The sequence below is a fragment of the Flavobacterium sp. genome (assembly GCF_028689845.1).
In the GTDB taxonomy this organism is placed as follows: Bacteria; Bacteroidota; Bacteroidia; order Flavobacteriales; family Flavobacteriaceae; genus Flavobacterium.
Genome location: NZ_JAQVCH010000002.1, coordinates 119,626 through 139,295 on the forward strand (window position 1 = coordinate 119,626; position 19,670 = coordinate 139,295).

At 33.9% G+C, this 19,670-nt stretch carries 25 protein-coding genes; 24 read left to right on the forward strand and 1 reads right to left on the reverse strand.

The features are described 5' to 3' along the window. The first annotated feature begins 58 nt into the window (after positions 1-58). From PHR76_RS01690 to PHR76_RS01790, 21 genes are all read left to right on the forward strand, one after another. A complete protein-coding gene (locus tag PHR76_RS01690) occupies positions 59-967 on the forward strand; it encodes an urea transporter (RefSeq protein WP_300057759.1) in 909 nt (302 codons plus the stop codon). Positions 968-1,089: 122 nt separating this feature from the next. Further along, positions 1,090-1,659, forward strand: a complete 570-nt coding sequence (locus PHR76_RS01695; RefSeq protein WP_300057762.1) for a TMEM175 family protein — start codon at positions 1,090-1,092, stop codon at positions 1,657-1,659. 134 nt (positions 1,660-1,793) lie between these two features. Next, the gene (locus PHR76_RS01700; protein WP_300057765.1) at positions 1,794-2,669 is read left to right on the forward strand and encodes a helix-turn-helix transcriptional regulator; all 876 of its coding nucleotides are present in this window, start codon (positions 1,794-1,796) and stop codon (positions 2,667-2,669) included. Positions 2,670-2,936: 267 nt separating this feature from the next. Next, positions 2,937-3,650 carry a pirin family protein gene (locus tag PHR76_RS01705; protein WP_300057876.1) on the forward strand — a complete coding sequence of 238 codons (714 nt, stop codon included), beginning with the start codon at positions 2,937-2,939 and terminating at the stop codon, positions 3,648-3,650. A 45-nt stretch (positions 3,651-3,695) separates the two neighbouring features. Then, positions 3,696-3,980, forward strand: coding sequence for a GNAT family N-acetyltransferase (locus tag PHR76_RS01710; RefSeq protein ID WP_300057767.1), 285 nt, complete (start codon positions 3,696-3,698; stop codon positions 3,978-3,980). A gap of 22 nt (positions 3,981-4,002) precedes the next feature. Beyond that, positions 4,003-4,524, forward strand: coding sequence for a YceI family protein (locus tag PHR76_RS01715; protein WP_300057770.1), 522 nt, complete (start codon positions 4,003-4,005; stop codon positions 4,522-4,524). A 285-nt stretch (positions 4,525-4,809) separates the two neighbouring features. Beyond that, positions 4,810-5,370: an MliC family protein gene (locus tag PHR76_RS01720; protein ID WP_300057773.1), complete on the forward strand. Its 561-nt coding sequence runs from the start codon at positions 4,810-4,812 to the stop codon at positions 5,368-5,370. A 187-nt stretch (positions 5,371-5,557) separates the two neighbouring features. After that, positions 5,558-7,072, forward strand: coding sequence for a catalase (locus tag PHR76_RS01725; protein WP_300057776.1), 1,515 nt, complete (start codon positions 5,558-5,560; stop codon positions 7,070-7,072). A gap of 122 nt (positions 7,073-7,194) precedes the next feature. Beyond that, a complete protein-coding gene (locus PHR76_RS01730) occupies positions 7,195-8,268 on the forward strand; it encodes a hypothetical protein (protein ID WP_300057779.1) in 1,074 nt (357 codons plus the stop codon). Positions 8,269-8,290: 22 nt separating this feature from the next. Beyond that, positions 8,291-9,103: an SDR family oxidoreductase gene (locus tag PHR76_RS01735; RefSeq protein ID WP_300057782.1), complete on the forward strand. Its 813-nt coding sequence runs from the start codon at positions 8,291-8,293 to the stop codon at positions 9,101-9,103. Between the two features lie 54 nt (positions 9,104-9,157). Then, positions 9,158-9,385 (forward strand): DUF308 domain-containing protein, encoded by a 228-nt coding sequence (locus PHR76_RS01740; protein WP_300057785.1) that lies wholly within the window; start codon positions 9,158-9,160, stop codon positions 9,383-9,385. Between the two features lie 15 nt (positions 9,386-9,400). Next, positions 9,401-9,784, forward strand: a complete 384-nt coding sequence (locus PHR76_RS01745) for a DUF308 domain-containing protein (RefSeq protein WP_300057879.1) — start codon at positions 9,401-9,403, stop codon at positions 9,782-9,784. Between the two features lie 60 nt (positions 9,785-9,844). Next, positions 9,845-10,402 carry an NAD(P)H-dependent oxidoreductase gene (locus PHR76_RS01750; protein WP_300057788.1) on the forward strand — a complete coding sequence of 186 codons (558 nt, stop codon included), beginning with the start codon at positions 9,845-9,847 and terminating at the stop codon, positions 10,400-10,402. A 58-nt stretch (positions 10,403-10,460) separates the two neighbouring features. Beyond that, positions 10,461-11,030 (forward strand): YceI family protein, encoded by a 570-nt coding sequence (locus tag PHR76_RS01755; protein ID WP_300057791.1) that lies wholly within the window; start codon positions 10,461-10,463, stop codon positions 11,028-11,030. Between the two features lie 17 nt (positions 11,031-11,047). Further along, the gene (locus PHR76_RS01760; RefSeq protein ID WP_300057794.1) at positions 11,048-11,428 is read left to right on the forward strand and encodes a nuclear transport factor 2 family protein; all 381 of its coding nucleotides are present in this window, start codon (positions 11,048-11,050) and stop codon (positions 11,426-11,428) included. Positions 11,429-11,520: 92 nt separating this feature from the next. Beyond that, positions 11,521-12,444: a DsbA family protein gene (locus tag PHR76_RS01765; RefSeq protein WP_300057796.1), complete on the forward strand. Its 924-nt coding sequence runs from the start codon at positions 11,521-11,523 to the stop codon at positions 12,442-12,444. A 23-nt stretch (positions 12,445-12,467) separates the two neighbouring features. Then, positions 12,468-13,532, forward strand: coding sequence for a 2,3-butanediol dehydrogenase (locus tag PHR76_RS01770; RefSeq protein ID WP_300057799.1), 1,065 nt, complete (start codon positions 12,468-12,470; stop codon positions 13,530-13,532). Positions 13,533-13,568: 36 nt separating this feature from the next. Next, a complete protein-coding gene (locus PHR76_RS01775; RefSeq protein ID WP_300057802.1) occupies positions 13,569-14,042 on the forward strand; it encodes a Dps family protein in 474 nt (157 codons plus the stop codon). Positions 14,043-14,110: 68 nt separating this feature from the next. Continuing rightward, positions 14,111-14,416, forward strand: a complete 306-nt coding sequence (locus tag PHR76_RS01780; protein ID WP_300057805.1) for an HPF/RaiA family ribosome-associated protein — start codon at positions 14,111-14,113, stop codon at positions 14,414-14,416. A gap of 166 nt (positions 14,417-14,582) precedes the next feature. Then, on the forward strand, positions 14,583-14,894 hold the full coding sequence (locus PHR76_RS01785; protein WP_300057807.1) for a phosphoribosylpyrophosphate synthetase: 312 nt from the start codon (positions 14,583-14,585) through the stop codon (positions 14,892-14,894). A gap of 12 nt (positions 14,895-14,906) precedes the next feature. Further along, positions 14,907-15,791, forward strand: a complete 885-nt coding sequence (locus PHR76_RS01790; RefSeq protein ID WP_300057809.1) for a pirin family protein — start codon at positions 14,907-14,909, stop codon at positions 15,789-15,791. A gap of 121 nt (positions 15,792-15,912) precedes the next feature. On the opposite strand, the gene PHR76_RS01795 is transcribed toward PHR76_RS01790, so the two are convergent. Beyond that, positions 15,913-18,138: an FUSC family membrane protein gene (locus tag PHR76_RS01795; protein ID WP_300057882.1), complete on the reverse strand. Its 2,226-nt coding sequence runs from the start codon at positions 18,136-18,138 to the stop codon at positions 15,913-15,915. A gap of 319 nt (positions 18,139-18,457) precedes the next feature. Here PHR76_RS01795 and PHR76_RS01800 point away from each other — a divergent pair, with 319 nt between their 5' ends. The 3 genes from PHR76_RS01800 (at position 18,458) to PHR76_RS01810 (ending at position 19,664) form a co-directional block, all read left to right on the forward strand. After that, positions 18,458-18,673, forward strand: a complete 216-nt coding sequence (locus PHR76_RS01800) for an FUSC family protein (protein ID WP_300057811.1) — start codon at positions 18,458-18,460, stop codon at positions 18,671-18,673. A gap of 296 nt (positions 18,674-18,969) precedes the next feature. Then, a complete protein-coding gene (locus tag PHR76_RS01805) occupies positions 18,970-19,404 on the forward strand; it encodes a hypothetical protein (protein WP_300057813.1) in 435 nt (144 codons plus the stop codon). Continuing rightward, complete coding sequence (locus PHR76_RS01810) at positions 19,347-19,664, forward strand: hypothetical protein (protein ID WP_300057816.1); 318 nt, start codon at positions 19,347-19,349, stop codon at positions 19,662-19,664. The genes PHR76_RS01805 and PHR76_RS01810 overlap by 58 nt, the downstream gene beginning before the upstream one ends. Positions 19,665-19,670 lie beyond the last annotated feature (6 nt).

Sequence of the window (19,670 nt, forward strand, 5' to 3'; positions counted from 1 at the left end):
CGAAGGCAAAAAGTAATCTCTTTTATTCTAGAGCAACTAATAGATCATCAAGAAAGGAATGACGGCAAACAAAGACGTTGAAAATAATTTTACAGCAAAAACAGCTTCATTAGTAGCTATATTATTAAAAGGTTTTGGACAAATAATGCTTCAAGAAAATTCTATTACTGGTTTTCTCTTGTTGTTTGGTATTTTCTATGGCTCATTCATAATGGGTGTTGCTGCACTTTTAGCAGTAATAGCTGGAACGGCCACTGCAATGTTGCTTAAATACGACAAATCAGAAATTGACAAAGGATTATATGGATTTAGTGCTGCTCTAGTAGGTGTAGCTGTGCTTCTGTTTTTAAAGCCCGTCATTTTAAGCTGGCTTTTAATAATTCTTGGTTCGTCATTAGCAACCATAATCCAACACTTTTTTATAAAAAGAAAAATACCCGTATTCACGCTTCCGTTTGTTTTGGTTACTTGGGCAATAATTTTGTTTGCCCGCACTTATTTCACTGAAACCATGTTATTACCGTCAACTTCAATTAACTCAACCCACGATTATTTTACGTTCGGTTTCAAAGGCTTTGGGCAGGTAATATTTCAAGACAATTTAGTGTCTGGAATATTATTTTTTATCGCAGTCTTTATCAGTTCACCCATTTCTGCATTGTATGGTCTTGCTGGAGGAATAGTGTCTGCAATTATTGCATTCAAATTCTTTGTTCCTATCCATGATATAAGCATGGGACTATTTAGTTATAATGCTGTATTATGTACTATTGTATTTACAGGTGGTCAACTTAAAGATGGCATCTGGGTTTTGTTTTCCGTCTTGTTCTCTCTTTTAGTAAGTTTATTCTTGGCAGCTTTTGCTATTATACCACTTACATTTCCATTTGTTTTAGCATCTTGTATTACGCTCTTTTTAAAAAGAAAGCTTATCAAAAACAGACAAGTTATAGCACTAGAAAAGTAGTTTTTAAAAAAGTTGTCCGTAATCCGATTGCATTTAACTAAATTTGAATCAAATAAAAACCTAAAAATAGTCAACGCGTTTTAAGACATGTCAAAGACTTAAATAAACTCACGTAAACTCGAATGAAAACAAGCCGATTAGAAGCATTTAGTGATGGTGTTTTAGCAATAATTATAACTATAATGGTTTTGGAACTTAAAGCTCCCGACGAAACCGATTTCAATTCTCTAATCGCAAAAACGCCAGTGTTTTTAAGTTATGTTTTTAGTTTTATCTATGTAGGTATTTATTGGAATAATCACCATCATCTTTTTCAAATTACACAAAAAGTAAATGGTAAAATACTTTGGGCAAATCTACATTTGCTTTTTTGGCTATCCTTAATTCCTTTTACTTCAGCTTGGATAGGCAAAAACTTTAACGAGAAATTACCCGTCATTGCTTATGGTGTAATATTATTATTCTGTGCAATTGCTTATTTTATCTTACAATCAGAAATTATAAAATCACACAACGATGAATTTGCTTTAAGAAAAGCTATTGGTTCTGATACAAAAGGAAAAATATCCATCGTTTTTTATATTCTCGGAATCGGGTTTGCTTTTTTAAACACATGGATAGCAATAGCTTTTTACGGCATTGTAGCCATTATGTGGCTAATACCAGACAGGAGAATAGAGAAAAGTGTTTAATTAATTTTACAAAAAAATGCTTGCAGCCAGCTGCCTTTACAACATTATAAAAACAGTTGTCGAGGCGGCATTTTTGGAAACGTATTTTCATTATTGGAGAGGTAATTATTAAAAAATGATAAAAGCAATTTAAGATGTGCACCGTTAAAACATACAAAAAAGTAGACGCCGAAAAGGAAAGTGTTAGTTTTGGAATTTCCAAAATGGAAGATATTTACTCCAAACGAAACGGAAAAGCTGACGAACCGCATAGACATAACTACTATACGGTTTTAATTATTAACACCGCAAAAGGACTACATAAAATCGATTTCAACACCTATGCGTTAAGTAACAATCAAATCTTCTTTGTGGCACCTGGACAAGTGCACCAAGTGATAGAAACAGAGAAATCTTTTGGCTATGCTATGACTTTTTCTAATCTGTTTTTAGTCGAAAACTTCATTCCATTATCATTTATTGATAGTTTAAATCTTTTTCAAAATTATGGTCAAAGCCCACCTTTATTACCCAATAAAGCACAATTTGATTCCATAAAGGATTTTGCAGACCAAATCTTTAACTTATTCAACAGTGATGCAACCATGAAGCATTTGTCTATCGGTTCCTTTTTAAAGCTTTTGCTGATTGAATGTAATAACATTTGCTCCATTAATCCAATCGAAACAGACATTGATACTACTGGCGACAACTTAATTAGAAGTTTTAAAAGTGCTGTGAATGCCAATTATAAAAAAGAACATTCTACTACTTTTTATGCCAACCAACTTTTTATCACACCAGATCATTTAAACAGAACCGTTAAATCAAAAATTGGTAAAACAGCAAAAGACTATATTCAAGCAAGAATTATAACCGAAGCCAAAAGACTACTCTATTTTACAGATTTAACCAACAAAGAAATTGCGTATGAACTTGGCTTTAATGAACCGGCCAACTTTAGTGCTTTCTTTAAAAAAAACACCAAAGTTTCTCCTTCAATCTTTAAAAAAAACGAGTTTAAGTCCTAATTATCAATCACAGATCGGATTTTCATACGTTTCTCCCTCTTTTTCATATTCCACAGTGGTTTAAATAGTTGCACCTTTGTAGTATACTTTTAAAGCATGGATATGAATCGTAAAAAGTTTATTAGAGCTCTATTTTTAACAGGTGTTGCGGGCACAATTGCTCCACAAATACTGAAAGCAAAAAACAATAAATCAATAAAATCGACTTATGATTCATTACTGCAACAAGTAGGATTTAATCATTTACCTAATAAAGAAAATATAACGATGAACACCGTAATTCACAAAGCAGCAACAAGAGGAAGTGCAAATCATGGTTGGTTGAACTCACACCATACCTTTAGCTTCGCAAATTATCACAATCCAGAACGAATGAGTTTTGGAGTACTTCGCGTCTTGAATGACGATATCGTTCAAGCAGGAATGGGTTTTGGAACACATCCACATGACAATATGGAAATCATATCCATTCCACTCGAAGGCGATTTAGAACACAAAGACAGCATGGGAAATATAGCTGTCATTCAAGAAGGAGATGTACAAGTTTTAAGTGCAGGAACAGGAGTCACACACTCTGAGTACAACAAAAACAAAGATAAAGAAGTGAAGTTTCTTCAGATTTGGATTTTCCCAAAAGAAAAAAATGTAGCACCTCGTTATGACCAAATCTCTATCAGAGACATTGCAAAAAACAATGAATTCTACCAAGTACTTTCGCCTAATCAAGATGACCAAGGTGTTTGGATAAATCAAGACGCTTGGTTCCACTTAGGGAAATTTGAAAAAGGAACTTCCGATATTTACAAAATCAAAAAAGAAGGAAATGGCGTTTACGCATTCATTCTAGAAGGCGACGTAGAAATTGATGGTGAAAAACTATCCAAAAGAGATGGCATGGGCGTTTGGAACACCGATTCCATCCAAGTAAAAGCAATCGAAAATGCCCGTGTCCTTTTAATGGAAGTACCAATGTCTATGTAATTAGACTTGTTTAATCATGATATAATCAACTAAAAAACATATAAAATGGAAATAATAATAAAAGAAAGAGAAAACAAAGGCTTTGCCATGGCTACAGAAAATCACATGAAAGCCGGAATGATGACCTATTCTGTTGCAGGAGAAAATCATATAATTATCGACCATACAGAAGTAGAACCTGAGTTTAAAGACAAAGGAATAGGAAAACAACTGCTCTATAAAATTGTAGATATGGCAAGAGAAAAAAACATAAAAATAACACCATTATGTCCGTATGCCAACGCAATGTTTAAAAAACTAGCAGACATTCAAGACGTATTAAAAAAATAATATAACCCTTAAAAACAAAAAAATGAACAATAACACAAATTGGTTAATCGACAGTACACATTCAGAAATTGCTTTTAAAGTAAAGCATATGATGATTTCAACCGTAACAGGTCATTTCGAAGATTTTCATTCCTCAGCAAAAACGAATGGCGATGACTTCAACGGAGCAAGTTTAAACTTCAGTGCAAAAACAGCGTCTATCAACACCAAAAACAAGGATAGAGATGCCCATTTAAAATCAGATGATTTTTTCAACGCTGAAAAATTCCCTGAAATGACATTTGTTTCAAAATCATTTAGTGGCGAAAAATTAGTGGGCGATTTAACCATTAGAGATGTAACCAAAGAAGTTACACTAGAAGCCGAATTAAATGGTATTGCCGTTGACCCTTATGGACAAACAAAAGCTGGTTTTGAAATTAGAGGCGAAATCAACAGAAAAGATTTTAACTTAACCTGGAATTCCATTACCGAAGCAGGAAGCATTGTAGTTTCTGATAAAGTAAAATTGGTTGTTGATGTTCAATTTATTAAACAATCCTAAGACCAAACCTCTTTGTAGTATAAAACATAATTGATGTTATTCTAGAGAAAATTTAAAAGGATATAAGAGTTTAAAAGTTTGTTCAATAGAATAATTTACTATCAAAAAATGTAGTAGCTAAAACGGTTTGGGTTTATATTCAAACCGTTTTTTGTAGCTCTATGAGTAAGAGGTAACGATTATTTCAACGTTCTCATTATTTGGCAGTCTTTTTGTAGAGCAACTCAGGATGTTTTGTTTCACTAATACAAAAATCAACCATTATTTCAACTTTAATTAAAAAAAATGACTAAAAAGATTTTAACACTTACCCTGCTTTCTGCACTATTTTTAACTTCCTGTAAAGACAATCCAAAACAAGATTCTATAGAAACAGAAACCGTTGCTGACGATATCGTAATTGCGAACTCAACAGACAAAGACGGAAAAAAAATAGAGATGACCTATAACAACACCCAAGGAATGGCGACCGTCAATTTTGAAGGAGAAACCATCGTTCTGAAGGAACAAAAAGCCGCATCAGGAATTTGGTATAGTAATGAAAATTACGAATTGAGAGGAAAAGGCAACGACATTGAATTGAAAAAAGACGGAAACATCGTTTTTGAACATAAAGACGATATCGTGATAACTTCGCTAAAAAACAAAGAAGGACACACGCTAGACATGACCTTTAATAATACCCTGAATACGGTAAAAGTTTATGTAAACGGTGGAGAACAGATTGAGTTATCAGGTGAAAAAGCTGCTTCAGGCATTTGGTATAAAAATGACACTTACGAATTAAGAGGAAAAGGTGACAACCTAGAACTAACCAAAGACGGACAAACGGTATTTAAAAATTAAATTTATTCCAACAAGAATAATGCCTTTTGTGCATTTTCTCCCGAACGACGACGCTTCTTTTCATCCCGAAAAAAAAGCAAAGAATCATGAAGGTTATACTTCTGTTAATACTTTGTAGAATCATATATTATGTAGTTAAAATTTTGTAACTTCATGCTTTGAATAACCAATTTAAACACACATACGTATGGAAGAGAAAAACGCAAAACTCACGAGACAAACTGGTGCTCCTGTTTCAGACAATCAAAACGTACAAACCGCTGGTCCACGTGGCCCTATGTTGATGCAAGATGCTTGGTTTCTAGAGAAAATGGCAAACTTCGATAGAGAAGTAATACCTGAACGAAGAATGCATGCCAAAGGTTCAGGTGCTTTTGGAACCTTTACCGTAACACACGATATTTCAAAATACACCAAAGCTAAAATTTTTAGCGAAGTAGGTAAAAAGACAGAAATGTTTAGCCGTTTTTCTACCGTTGCAGGAGAAAGAGGTGCGGCAGATGCAGAACGCGACATCAGAGGTTTTGCCTTGAAGTTTTATACAGAAGAAGGTATCTGGGATTTAGTGGGAAACAATACACCTGTATTTTTCTTTCGTGATCCGATGAAGTTTCCCGACTTAAACCATGCGGTGAAACGTGACCCAAAAACCAACCTACGAAGTGCTAACAACAATTGGGATTTCTGGACATTGCTTCCTGAATCTTTACACCAAGTTACCATAACCATGAGCGATCGTGGAATTCCAAAAGGTTACCGACATATGCACGGTTTTGGAAGTCATACATATAGTTTTATCAATCAAAAGAATGAAAGACATTGGGTGAAATTTCACTTTGTCACACAACAAGGCATTGAAAACCTTTCGGATGCAGAAGCGATGAAAGTAGTAGGAATGGATAGAGAATCTTCACAAAGAGACCTTTTTGACGCAATCGACAGGAAAGACTTCCCAAAATGGAAAATGTTTATTCAAGTAATGACAGAAGAACAAGCAAAAACCTATCGCTTCCACCCTTTTGACCTAACGAAAGTATGGTCTAAAAAAGACTTCCCACTTATTCCTGTTGGAGAGTTTGAATTAAACAGAAATCCAGAAAACTATTTTCAAGATGTGGAGCAAGCTGCCTTTAACCCAACGAATATAGTTCCGGGTATTGGCTTCTCTCCAGACAAAATGCTACAAGGAAGATTGTTTTCGTATGGCGATGCACAACGTTATCGATTAGGAGTAAACCATTATCAAATTCCGGTTAACAAACCAACATGTCCTTATCACGCTTACCATAGAGATGGTGCTATGCGGGTAGATGGTAATTATGGTGGAGAAAAACATTACGAACCAAACAGCTATGGCAAATGGCAAGAACAACCTGAAGCACAAGAGCCGCCTTTAGCATTGGATGGTGCTGCTTATGCACATAATTTTAGGGATGATGACGAAGATTACTTCACCCAACCAGGCGATTTGTTCCGTATTATCAAAGCCGACGGCAAAGAAATGATGTTGTTTAACAACACGGCTGCTCAAGTGGGTGGTGCGGAAAAATTTATTCAAATTCGCCATATCAGAAACTGTTATAAAGCAGATTCGGCTTATGGAGAAGGTGTAGCAAAAGCACTTGGTTTAACGATGGACGAAGTAAACAGCTTCGACATGACGCCTTATGATAGATGGGCACCAAGACCAACTAAGGTTTAGGTTTTTTCAACAAATCAGTAAATGGACAAACCATTGCCATGAAAGACGGAAAGTCGCGTATTTATGGCAATGGGGAAATCCAGCACATAAAAAATATTTATTCACCAATTAAAACTTGTATAATGAACACTATATTAAAAAAAATAAAAGACATTAATTCTGAGAATTGTATTACTATTTTAATGAATTCCCACAGAACAATGCCAGATTATCAAAAAGACGAAATTGTACTAAAAAATCTGATCAAAGAAGTTGAAAATAGACTTTTGGCAACTACTACAAAGCAAAATGCGACAGCCTTGGTTGATAAATTAAAATCCCTTGCAGACCAAATTGACCATAGTCACAATTTAGATAGTTTACTGCTTTTTGTTAACCATGATATAGCAGAATACACAAGATTACCAATTCAAGTAGTAGATCGTGTGGTTATTGATGACACCTTCTCCACTAGAGATATAATTAGAGCAATGCACACTGAATCTACTTATTATGTGTTGGTTTTAAGCCAAGACAAAGTGCGATTAATTGAAGCTTTAAATGATAAAGTGATACAAGAATTTGGTTCGCCATTTCCAATTGAAAACAACTCATTTTCTACTAGATCCAATGCAGAAGCAGCGGCTTCATCAAGAAAAAGCAGTTTACTGGCCGAGTTTTTTAATCAAGTAGATAAAGAGGTCAATAGTATTAGAAACCAAAATCCATTGCCTGTTTTGATTTGTACCGTGGAGGAAAATTATCCTGAATATGTAAAAGTAGCCGATCAAAAAGAAAGCCTATTCACTACTTTTTTAAATAGTAATCGAATTAATGAAAAAGACCATGCTATCGTTACAGAAGCTTGGAAAATTGTTGAAGCACATGAAACTCAAAAAAACAAGGAACGAAAGTCAGAATTACTAAAAGCAGTTTCTGAAAATAAGTTTTTGAGTGACACCAATGAGATTTGGAAAGGTATTAAAGAAGGAAGAGTTCAAACTTTATTTATAGAACAAGGCTTGTTTCAACCGGCTGTTTTAGAAAATGATGAAATTACTTATGTGTCAGCTAATCAGAAAAGTGACAAAAACGTAATTGATGATATTTATGACGAAATGATTGAGGCAAATAGTCGATTTGGTGGTGATGTTGTATTTCTTCCAAAAGAATCATTAACAAAGTTTAATGGCTTTGGTGCAATTACAAGGTATTAATAAAACTATTTAAAACACTAATATGAAAGCACATAAAAAACTAATCGTTATTACTGGAGGTGCTGGTGGCATAGGACAAGCTTGTGCTAGAGCTTTTAAGAATCAACCTTTAATTATAACCGATTATGCACAAGATAAGGTTGATGAAACGGTAGATTTATTATCCAAAGAAGGGTTTGATGTCGCCGGGATTGCTTGTGACATTACGGATAAAAAAGACATCGAAAAACTAACCCAATTTGTTTCAGAAAAAGGGACATTGAAAGCCTTGGTTCACACTGCTGGCGTTAGTGGTACGGTGAAAGACTTAAAAAAGGTATACAGCATCGATTTGATTGCTACCGAACTTTTAGTGGATGCTTTTTACAAGATTACTGAAAAAGATTCGGTTGCGATTTTACTTTCTTCCATGATGGCTTATGCTGTTCCTCCCAATACGGCTTATGATGAGGCACTTGCTAATCCGCAAGCAGCAACATCATTTGAAACCGTGCGTCAGTTTGTAAATAATGATTCCGATACGATGTACAATTTTGCAAAACGAGGCGTACAATTATTAACGCACAAACACGCTTCAAAATGGGGCGAAAAAGGGGCACGAATTGTATCTGTCTCTCCAGGCGTTATTGAAACGCCAATGGCATTAAAAGCATCCGAAGAACATCCAGAACGAATGAAAATGATAAAGCAATTGACGCCTTTGAAACGTAACGGACAACCAGAAGATGTTGCCGATGTTATCTATTTTTTAACAAGTGATGCGGCACGTTTTATTACCAGTACAGATATTTTGGTTGATGGTGGCGTGATTCATAATATTAAAAAAATGTGGTAAAGCTATAAATCATCCCAATTCTTGTATTAAAAAACTTAAAAAACGAAAACAACTATGTTTAAATCATTCCAAGATGTCGTAAAAAACTGGTATATTCCATTACTAGTAGGTTTGTTTTTTGTGATTGTAAGCATCATAGCTTTTACTTCGCCGTCAAGTTCACTCATGGCATTATCAATGTTTTTTGCATTATCCTTTTTATTTGGCGGACTTTCAGAAGTTGTTTTTTCTGTTGTCAATAGACACCAAATGGAAAACTGGGGCTGGACGCTAGCATTTTGACTTATCACTTTTATTATAGGTCTTTCCCTAACCATTCATCCAGCACTTTCACTAAGTGTGTTGGCGTTTTATATTGGTTTTGGCGTGCTTTTTCGATCCGTGGCTGCTATAAGTTTTGCCTTAGATATAAAAAAATATGGAAGCAAGAATTGGGGCGTATTGTTAGCTTTGGGAATTATAGGCTCTATTTTCTCCTTCATCCTAATCTGGAATCCGGTTTTTGCAGGATTGAGCGTCGTGGTCTTAATTGCGTTAAGCTTTATGTTTGCTGGGCTTTTTAGTATTTATTTCTCGTTACAATTACGAAAGTTGAACAAAGCACCTAAGAAAATTTCCGCGAAGCTAAGAGAACGCTACGATGATATTTTAAAAGAAATTCAAGAAGAGTTAGAAAATTAACTATTTATATTTTTTCAAACTTGTTTATGAAAAAATATAAATATAAAACATATCAAAATTATGAAAAAATATAAAATTGGAGTAATCGTTGGAAGTCTTCGTAAAGAATCCTTCAACCTGAAAACAGCTAAAGCACTAATGGAATTAGCACCAGAATCGTTATCGCTAGAGCTAGTAAACATTGCGGATATTCCAATGTTCAATCAAGATTTAGAAGAAAACCCACCAAAGGAATGGGTAGCCTTGCGAGAAAAAATCAAGAGTGTTGACGGACTTCTCTTCCTAACTCCAGAATATAATCGTTCAGTACCAGCTGTTCTAAAAAACGTAATCGATGTAGGTTCACGTCCTTATGGCAAAAATGTTTGGACAGAAAAACCAGGTGCTGTTGTAAGTGTATCAACTGGAGGGATTAGCGGTTTTGGAGCGAATCATCATTTGAGACAATCATTAACTTTTGTTAATGTTCCCACCATGGCCCAGCCAGAAGCCTATATTGGCGGAGCAGCAACTCTTTTTGATGATAAGGGACAGCTAATGAACGACGGCACCAAAAAATTCCTAAAAACCTTTATGGAAGCTTTTGAAAAATGGGTTACTACTAATGCAAAGAAATAAAACATTAAATATTTAATCAACAGTAATGCATACAGATAACATTTAAAAATTTACTATCATGAAAAATATACTATCATTCATCGCAGTACTATTCTTGTCACTGTCATCCGCTGCACAAACCAAATGGAAAGTAGATCCATTACATTCTTCTTTAAACTTTAATATTTCACACTCTGGAATCAGTATTGTCAATGGAAAATTCATGGATTATACTGGAAATCTAACAACAACTGGAGAACAACTTGATAATGCTAATTTCGATTTTTCGGTAGATGTAAAAAGTATCAATACAAATGTTGAAGACAGGGACAATCACTTGAGAAGTGCTGATTTCTTTGATGTAGAAAAACATCCTAATATGTCTTTTAAAAGCACCAAAATTTCACCTACTGCTAAACCCAATCAATATTTATTATACGGCAAATTAACCATAAAAAATGTCACAAAAGACGTGGTTTTTGATGTTTATTATGGTGGAAAAGCCAAGAGTCAACAGGGTGAAAAATTAGGCATGAAAGCCGAAACAACTATCAATAGGTTTGATTACAATATTAATTTTGATCCGGCTGCTGCTGGTGTTGGAAAAGACGTAAGCATAATTGTTCATTTACAGTTTGCAAAACAATAACATTAAAACAAAGAGCTATGAAAAATACAGCAAAAAAAATAGTTGAAGAAATGTTCTCTGCTTTTAGTAGTGGCGATGTGGAAAAATTTGTAGCTACGGTTTCAGAAGATACTGTTTGGATTTATCACGGTACACAAATTATTCCTGCAGGAACTTTTGAAAAAAAAGAAGGTGTAAGAACTTTTTTTACGAATATCATGGAAAGGACTGAAATCATCAACTTTGAGCCACTACAATATATTGTTGAAGGAAATAGGGTTGTCGTACTTGGTAAAGAGCATCAAAAAGTAAAACGATCAGGAAGAGAACTAAAACAAAAATGGGTACAGATTTATACGGTCGAAAACGACTTGATTACAAAAATGGAGGAGTTTGCAACTTCCGAAGAAGTAAACTAAATAGTATTATGAATCTAAAACAAAACACCATTGTATTACTAATTTCATTGTTAAGCGTTACAGCTTCACGAGGTCAATTAAAAACTAAAAATATGAATAACGAAACATTAAAAACGAATCCGCTTTTATGCGATATAGAAACCGGAATGTGTGAAACTGGAGAAGCAACTTCAGATAAAGCCTCTCAAAATAATTTACAATCCACAAAGAAAGCTGTAAAGTTAGTTTATTACACAGATCCTATTTGTTCTTCGTGTTGGGGAATAGAACCTCAATTGCGTAAACTTAAATTAGAGTATGGAAACGCTGTAGAAATCGAATACCGAATGGGAGGTTTATTGCCTGATTGGAGTTACAACAGCGATGGAATTGGAAAACCTTCAGACGTTGCTGGTCATTGGGATGAAGTAAGTGTGCATTACGACATGCCAATTGACGGAGATTTATGGTTGGAAGATCCTTTAGACTCTTCTTATCCCCCATCTATTGCTTTTAAAGCTGCTCAGATGCAAAATGAAGAAAAAGCCAACTTATTTATGCGTGAAATTAGAGAAATGGTTTTTTTAAAGAAGAAAAACATTGCTAAATGGGAACATTTAGAAGTTGCTGCTAAAAAAGTAGGTTTGGATAGTGAAAAATTCAAAACAGATTATGAAAACAATGCAAAAACGTTGTTTGAAGAAGATTTAAAGTTAGGAAAAGAACTGGGTGTAAGAGGTTTTCCAACTATATTTTTTATGGACGAATCTGGAAATAAAGAAATTGTTTATGGAGCAAGACCTTATGCTTTTTATGAAATGGCAATTCTGAAATTAAATCCAAATGCAACAAAAAGTGAATACAGTAAGAATTGGGAAAGCCTATTCGAAAAATATCCTTCACTAACAGCAAAAGAGTTTTCTGAATTATCAGGAAATCCAAGAATAGTAAGTGAAAAATTATTGAACGAACTTACAGAAAGTAGAAAGTTAGAAAAACTAACCACAAAAAATGGGTCAATGTGGACACTTAAATAATTATTAATTAAAAAAGAGAAATTATGACAATGATGAAAGCAGCTCGCTGGTATGCAGCGAAAGATATTAGAGTAGAAGAAACCATAATTCCAACTCCCAATGATAATCAAGTAAAGATTGCCGTAAAATTTACTGGTATCTGTGGGTCAGATTTACACGAATATACTAATGGACCACAATTAATTCCTGTAGACAAGCCATACTCACTGAATGGACATCAAGGAACAACAACACTAGGACACGAATTTTCGGGTGTTGTAGAAGAAGTTGGTAAAAACGTAAAAAACATCAAAAAAGGAGACCGGGTAACGGTAGAACCTATTTTTAAAAACCCTGAAAGTCCCTTTATAGCTACTGGAGAATATAATCTTTCGGAACCACTCGGTTTTGTGGGCTTAACATCAAACGGTGGTTTTGCAAAATATGTAGTGGTCGAAGATTATATGGTACATAAAATGCCCGATTCTATGACTTTTGAACAAGGTGCAATAGTAGAACCGGCTGCTGTTGCTGCTTATGCAATACAACAGAGTAGAATGAAAATGGGTGACACTGTATTAATAGCTGGTGCTGGACCAATTGGTTTGCTTACGGTTCAGGTTGCATTAGCTTCTGGAGCGTCTCAAATATTTGTGTCAGATCTTTCTGAAAACAGATTAAGAAAAGCAAAAGAAATTGGAGCTACACAAACTTTTGATGCTAGAGATGAAGAAATTCCTCAAAAAATTAGAGAAATAACCGGCAAAGGTGTTGACATTTTTATTGATGCGGCAGGTGCTCAGGCTTCTTTTGATACAGGAATAAACAGTCTACGAAATGGTGGAACGGCAGTTTTAGTGGCTTTGTTTGGTAAAAAAGTGACTCACGATGCACTAAATCAAACTTTAAGGGAGTTGACTATAATAGGAACTGCTGCTTATCGTAATATTTTCCCTCAAGTTATTGCTTTAATCAATAGCGGAAAATTACCTGTTGAAAAATTAGTAACTAGTGTCATCTCCTTAGATGAAATTGTTGAAAACGGATTTGAAACACTCGTTAATGACCCATCAGAAGTAAAAATATTGGTTGATATCAACCGCAAATAAAGTATAACACAATTATTAATCTTTAAAATAAAGAAAATGACAAAATTAAATTCAATCGGTTTGGATATTGAAAAATCCAAAAAACTTGCAGAAAAACTTAATGAACTGTTGGCTGATTATTCTGTTTTTTATCAGAATGTTAGAGGATATCATTGGAATATCAAAGGAGATAAATTTTTTGAATTGCATGATAAATTTCAAGAACTTTATGAGGATTTATTCATAAAAATTGATGAAGTAGCAGAACGAATTCGTACGTTGGGTCACACTCCAAATCACAAATTCTCTATCTATATTAAAGAAGCAAAAATCAAAGAAAGCTCTGAAGTAGCTGATGGAATTGAGGACATGAAAGATACGCTTGAATCCTTTAAAATTATTATTACCCTTCAACGAGAGCTTTTAGATTTATCCGCAGATGCAGAAGATGAAGGAACAAATGCGTTAATGAGTGATTACATTCGTGAACAAGAAAAATTGGTCTGGATGTATTCTGCATATTTAAAATAATAGCTGAAAGCGAATTCTACTTATAAAGAAATCGCTGAAAAAACAATAACTTTTAACAAAACAAAATTATGAAATACACAGAGAATAACACTGGAATTAAAATCAACGTTGAAGCAGTTGATATTACCATCGATGAAGAGGTGAAGGACACCATTCGTAAAATAATTACACGACTAAGTCGGTTTTATGATAAAATTGAATGGGCAGATGTATATTTAGAGGATAAAAAAGATAAAGCGACGCTACAAAAGCAGGTCAGTATCCGACTTGGAATTCCTGGCAATGACCCTTTTGCCTCTGAATATGGAGATAATTTCCACGCACTTTTAACTGATGTAGAAGACAAGTTACAAAGACAATTGGAGAAGCGATAAAAACATTGCTCAACTAATTCTTTAAAGAAGAAGAAGAAAATTAAAAAATTTTAAACCAAAGTATATCATCGCTTTATGCCTTGATATACTTTGTTTTAGCAATCGTTAGAGCAGTTACAGAACAGTGAAAAATTGGAGCCTTAGATTAACCTAAATAACAAGTAACATGGAAAAAACATATACCACCTTATCCGAAGCGGTGAATGACCTTACAAAAAGGGGCTATACATTCAATTTTAATATTCAAGAAGATTGTATCATTTGTGCTGAAAACAATGCTCAGCTACAACCGGACGAATTTGAAATTGACCAAGTATATCGTTTTCAGGAAATGTCAGATGTAGACAATGAAAGTATTTTATATGCCATTTCATCATCACAAAATAATGTAAAAGGACTGCTCGTAAACGCCTATGGTATTTATGCAGACACTGCTTCATCAAAATTGATTTCGAAACTGCATAAACCTCAACATTAATTCACATCCATTATGTCAAATGTTAAACTAATTATAGAAGAAAGAGCCGCCAACATTGGAAAGTTTATGGTAGGACGCTTATTGCCTTTCAGACAAAAAAGAATGGTCGGCCCATTTATTTACATTGATCATATGGGACCAGTTAAACTCAATGAAAGGGAAAACTTTGACGTATTGCCACATCCACACATTGGTCTTTCAACCCTTACGTTTCTATTTGAAGGAAGTATTATGCACCGTGACACTTTGGGAAATAATGTGGAAGTAAAACCAGGAGCAGTCAATTGGATGACCGCAGGAAAAGGAATTGTACATTCCGAAAGAACTCCAGAATACCTAAGAGATTCACCTTTATTTATGCATGGGTTACAAATCTGGGTTGCCTTGCCAAAAGAACTCGAACAAATGGAACCGCAGTTTTCTCATATTGAAGAACATGAAATTCCAAGTTGGACAGAAGGTGATTTGCAGTTTAAACTAGTAGCAGGAGAAGCTTTTGAAAAAAAATCACCCGTTCCAGTATTCAGCAAATTATTCATGATAGAAATAAAAAGCAAAACAAAACAGTCTGTCAATATTGGTCAACATCTTTATGGTGAAGCAGGTTTGTATATTCTTAAAGGAGCTATTAAAAGTGATGGAAATGTTTATGAATCCAAACAGTTATTAGTGGCGAAAGACAGCACGCTTTGTGAATTTACTATTCATGAAAACAGCAGTATCTATATTTTTGGGGGAGAACCCTTTCCTGAAGAACGCTTTATTGATTGGAATTTTGTTTCCTCAAACAAAGAACGTATTGAAGAGGCTAAACAGAAATGGATAGCACAATCGTTCGATAAAATTGAAGGTGACGAAGTTGAGTTTATTCCTTATCCAACATTTAATAGGAAATAAAGAACTCTTTAAATGTCAATTAGAAAACTTTTCATTCTTTAAAAACTTTTTTTGATGTATTATAAGTATGTAAACTCCACAAAATGCTAGTAATGACAAGGCCTACATTAAAGAATCAACATCAATCTAGCTTAACTGTTGCGGCCAATTTATGCATTTTACCACTTATAGAAAACAACCATTGCAGTTGTTCCCCTACCAAATGGGCTTCTTGAAGATTGCGTTTGTTTACTTCATTTTCGGATGTCAAATGCTGGCTATCCAAAAAATTAAAAGAAGGCAACTTTTCTTCAAAAGACGATTCCTGTTCAGAAGAAACTATCAAACAATTGCAATTATTCTCTTTTAGGCATTGGAGTACTTTTTCTAGATTTCTCTCTATTTTTTCTGTTGCGATTCTAAATTGCTCGGATGCTTCTGTAGTATGATGATACTGAATATAAGTGCTTAAGGAAGCCAAGGAAGATAAAAAAGTATGGTTTAAAACGACCAATTCATAAACTTTATCTATTTCCTTTTGTTTCGACTTAGGCTCTTGTGCCATACGCTGAAAAGCAGAATTTAGATTAGAAGTTTCCAAGAACGCTTCCTTACGAGCTAAATTATAAGCGGTTGGTATTTTTCCTTTCTGCTGATAATAGTCACTTATTTTAAGGAGAAAATCTTTATTGGCTTTCACGCTTTTTTCAATATACTCTTTAATTCCTACAAATTCCCAAGTAGGCCATAGCCACAATATAGCTACATAAGAAAGAACTGAACCTACTATGGTGTCCAAAATTCGGAATTTTATGACCTCTAGCACATCAGGCTGTAAGATCGCATAGATAAAAACAACGCTCAACGTTACAAAGGTTGCAGAAGCTTTATAGTTTTTTTGCACCATTGAAACGGCAATTACCAAAGAAACAATACCTAAGATTGCATATACATACGGATTCTGAATCAAGAAAACCATTCCAACGGCAATGGCTCCGCCAATTAAAGTGCCGATAATCCTATCTTTTGAACGCGTCTTGGTAAGTCCGTAGCTGGGTCGCATAATTACAATAATGGTTAACAAAATCCAATACGGATTCTGAAAATGGAACACATTTCCGAGCGTATAACCAATCATTAATGTAACGGCCAGACGAAGCGAATGCCTAAAAATAGCAGAACGAAAACTAAGATTTCGCACCAACAACATCGGATCATAATCTTGTGTGACCAAAAATTGTTTGGTAACGTCTCTGGAAATAAATTCATCCGAATCGATTTCCGGATTTCCCAAAAGCCATTTCATCTTTTTTAGTTTTTCAAATTGTTTTTCTTGATATTCAAACAAATTCTGGAGCATCAAGAAATCTTCATAATTATTGGTTTCATTTCTTATTCCAAAGAAAGAAATTTCTTTTTCTAATTTTGTAAAACACGTTATCAACGCTTTGTTTTGTGGGAGTTTATTTGGTTCATTTTCAGCTTTGGCAATCATTCGAAGTTGGAAAGCCATTTCAAAAATTAGTTTTTGAAAACGCTGAACTAATTCAGGATGCTTCACCAATAAGGCATCCATCTTATTATAGTTTACCGGATTAGCAATTGCCGTTTCTAACATTTCTACTAATAACACAAAAATCAGTAGGCGTTTATCCTCATCATTTGACCAGCCTGTGGTCTTTCTAGATCGGATTAAAATTTCTCTCAGGTTCTCATGATTCTTGGTTAGCTCACTTTGCAGGTTTTGTAATTTGGCTTGCAACTTTTTACTCTCTTCATTTGGACCAACTAACTTTCCTCTTGTTTCTATAAATTCAGCCGTGAGTAAATAGGTTTCAGACAAAAATTCTTCTGCCTCTGCTTTCGGATTAATAAGGTGTCGGATTTTTGCCAATAACAAATACCAAAGTCCGCCAACACCTACCAACAAAGCATATTGATAGATTTCTAGTTCTTTTGAATTATGAGAAAAGCTTAAAACTAAAGCCAAAAGCCCTGAAAAACTAATTAGCGAAGCTCGAAAGCCATATACCGATAAAAAGGCAATTCCGAAACTAAGTATTCCTAAAACAGGTAGCGATAGCCATGTTTCATAATGGAGATATCCTCCTATAAAGCTGATAAAAACCACCAAGATAGCAGAAACAAGAATGCCAATTTTTTTATGTCGAAAACTGCCACTAATATCACTGGGCGAACTCCAAAAAGCACCAAAACAAAGTGCTAATCCCGCCTCAAAATAACCCAATTGTATACCAATCAATACGGGAAGGGTAACTGCAATTCCGACTAGTATAGCCCTAGAAAAACTAGTGCTTTTCAAGAACTGATGTAGTTCCTTAAAATTCTCGGAAATAAAAAAGGTCACAGTACTCAAAACAGAACGGTTTAATTGCAAAGATAGGATTTATTGCAGTAAGGGTGATGACCTAAAACAAAGTTTAGAATGTAATTATTTTATCTTTTTTTTCTTTTATACTTTAGCTTAAAATACATTTGTTTAAATATTCATCACTTAGATTTAAATCTATTAATGTTCTTATATTGCACAATTAAGCAAAAAATTAATTGAAATGACTCTACTCATTTTATACTGTATTTTTTCAACCAACCATTTGATAACAAGTTGTCTTTTTAACTATAAAGACTACAAATTGCCTTTATAAATCTTCTATCCAATAAAACAAATGAAACAAAAAGAACTGTCAGAATTAACAGATTTGGAACTGTTAGACGAAGCAAAAAAAACAAAATCAACACCAATAATTAATGCTGTTTTTATTGGAATAATGATTGGAATTGTAATCTACAGCATTGTAAAAAATAGTTTTGGCTTTTTCACATTAATACCGTTATTCTTTGCCTATAAACTATTTGATAATTCAAAAAGAAATAAAGCCTGAGAAAAACTATTAAAGGAAAGAAATTTAAAATAAACAAGAGTTCAAGAAAAGCAATAAACTGAAAACAATACGCTAGTCCAATGTCAAGAAATCAGTGTGAACTATTATTTAAGAACTCTTAAATTGCACAAGCATACAAGCCGCTTTTTTGATAGAAATATAGTTTTGTAGTATTAGATTTCGATTTTGAAATAATTATCGTTTTTTATCGTATTTTCGTGTAGCCAGAAATTCTCTTCTTTCAATTTTACAGTCGTGAAAAGTTGCGAATCGAACCCAATATTAAACAATCAATCGTGAAAAAAATTAAATTGGAAGATTGGAAAAAATACAGCTTTGAATTTTTGTCAATCTTTATAGCAGTTGTCGCTGCATTTGCATTAAATAATTGGAATGATAACAGAAGAGACAAAAATTCTGAAAGTAAAATTCTTATCGAGATTTCAAATGGCCTTGAAAAAGATTTGGAAGACATTAGACTAAATATAAGCGGACATAAAGCCGGAATTTCTGCTTGTAATTATTTTAGAAAAATAGTTGCAGGCAATACAACAGAACCTGACTCGCTAATGTATAACTATTTTAATCTTACCCGCGATTTTGTATCTATTCAAAATGTTGCTGGCTATGAAACCTTAAAATCCAAAGGCCTTGAATTAATCAAAATGACTCGTTGCGACTTAAAATTATTTCTCTTTATGAATATGACTTTAATACTTTACGAAAATTAGAAGAAGAATATTATGAATTACAATTTCAAGAAAACTATTTCAAAGAAATTAATCAAGAACTAGCTCCAAATTTTGTTTTTGATGACAATGGAAATATATCTGGATTTGATTTACCTATCAAAATTTCAGAAAACAAGAAAAAAGAATTATTACTTTATTTGTGGAAAATCCAAACAAATAGAGTCTTTATTCTACAACTTTATTCTGGAATTGAAAATAAAATAAATGAAGTACGAAAAAACATCAATAATCAAGACTAACAAAAA

Bases quoted from the DNA above. Each gene is read 5' to 3' on its own strand.
- PHR76_RS01760 (WP_300057794.1), top strand. From the start codon at position 11,048: ATGAAAAATACAGCAAAAAAAATAGTTGAAGAAATGTTCTCTGCTTTT.
- PHR76_RS01740 (WP_300057785.1), top strand. From the start codon at position 9,158: ATGTTTAAATCATTCCAAGATGTCGTAAAAAACTGGTATATTCCATTA.
- PHR76_RS01785 (WP_300057807.1), top strand. From the start codon at position 14,583: ATGGAAAAAACATATACCACCTTATCCGAAGCGGTGAATGACCTTACA.
- PHR76_RS01730 (WP_300057779.1), top strand. From the start codon at position 7,195: ATGAACACTATATTAAAAAAAATAAAAGACATTAATTCTGAGAATTGT.
- PHR76_RS01755 (WP_300057791.1), top strand. From the start codon at position 10,461: ATGAAAAATATACTATCATTCATCGCAGTACTATTCTTGTCACTGTCA.
- PHR76_RS01750 (WP_300057788.1), top strand. From the start codon at position 9,845: ATGAAAAAATATAAAATTGGAGTAATCGTTGGAAGTCTTCGTAAAGAA.
- PHR76_RS01765 (WP_300057796.1), top strand. From the start codon at position 11,521: ATGAATAACGAAACATTAAAAACGAATCCGCTTTTATGCGATATAGAA.
- PHR76_RS01725 (WP_300057776.1), top strand. From the start codon at position 5,558: ATGGAAGAGAAAAACGCAAAACTCACGAGACAAACTGGTGCTCCTGTT.
- PHR76_RS01780 (WP_300057805.1), top strand. From the start codon at position 14,111: ATGAAATACACAGAGAATAACACTGGAATTAAAATCAACGTTGAAGCA.
- PHR76_RS01715 (WP_300057770.1), top strand. From the start codon at position 4,003: ATGAACAATAACACAAATTGGTTAATCGACAGTACACATTCAGAAATT.
- PHR76_RS01690 (WP_300057759.1), top strand. From the start codon at position 59: ATGACGGCAAACAAAGACGTTGAAAATAATTTTACAGCAAAAACAGCT.
- PHR76_RS01800 (WP_300057811.1), top strand. From the start codon at position 18,458: ATGAAACAAAAAGAACTGTCAGAATTAACAGATTTGGAACTGTTAGAC.
- PHR76_RS01720 (WP_300057773.1), top strand. From the start codon at position 4,810: ATGACTAAAAAGATTTTAACACTTACCCTGCTTTCTGCACTATTTTTA.
- PHR76_RS01705 (WP_300057876.1), top strand. From the start codon at position 2,937: ATGAACACCGTAATTCACAAAGCAGCAACAAGAGGAAGTGCAAATCAT.
- PHR76_RS01735 (WP_300057782.1), top strand. From the start codon at position 8,291: ATGAAAGCACATAAAAAACTAATCGTTATTACTGGAGGTGCTGGTGGC.
- PHR76_RS01695 (WP_300057762.1), top strand. From the start codon at position 1,090: ATGAAAACAAGCCGATTAGAAGCATTTAGTGATGGTGTTTTAGCAATA.
- PHR76_RS01790 (WP_300057809.1), top strand. From the start codon at position 14,907: ATGTCAAATGTTAAACTAATTATAGAAGAAAGAGCCGCCAACATTGGA.
- PHR76_RS01775 (WP_300057802.1), top strand. From the start codon at position 13,569: ATGACAAAATTAAATTCAATCGGTTTGGATATTGAAAAATCCAAAAAA.
- PHR76_RS01700 (WP_300057765.1), top strand. From the start codon at position 1,794: ATGTGCACCGTTAAAACATACAAAAAAGTAGACGCCGAAAAGGAAAGT.
- PHR76_RS01710 (WP_300057767.1), top strand. From the start codon at position 3,696: ATGGAAATAATAATAAAAGAAAGAGAAAACAAAGGCTTTGCCATGGCT.
- PHR76_RS01770 (WP_300057799.1), top strand. From the start codon at position 12,468: ATGACAATGATGAAAGCAGCTCGCTGGTATGCAGCGAAAGATATTAGA.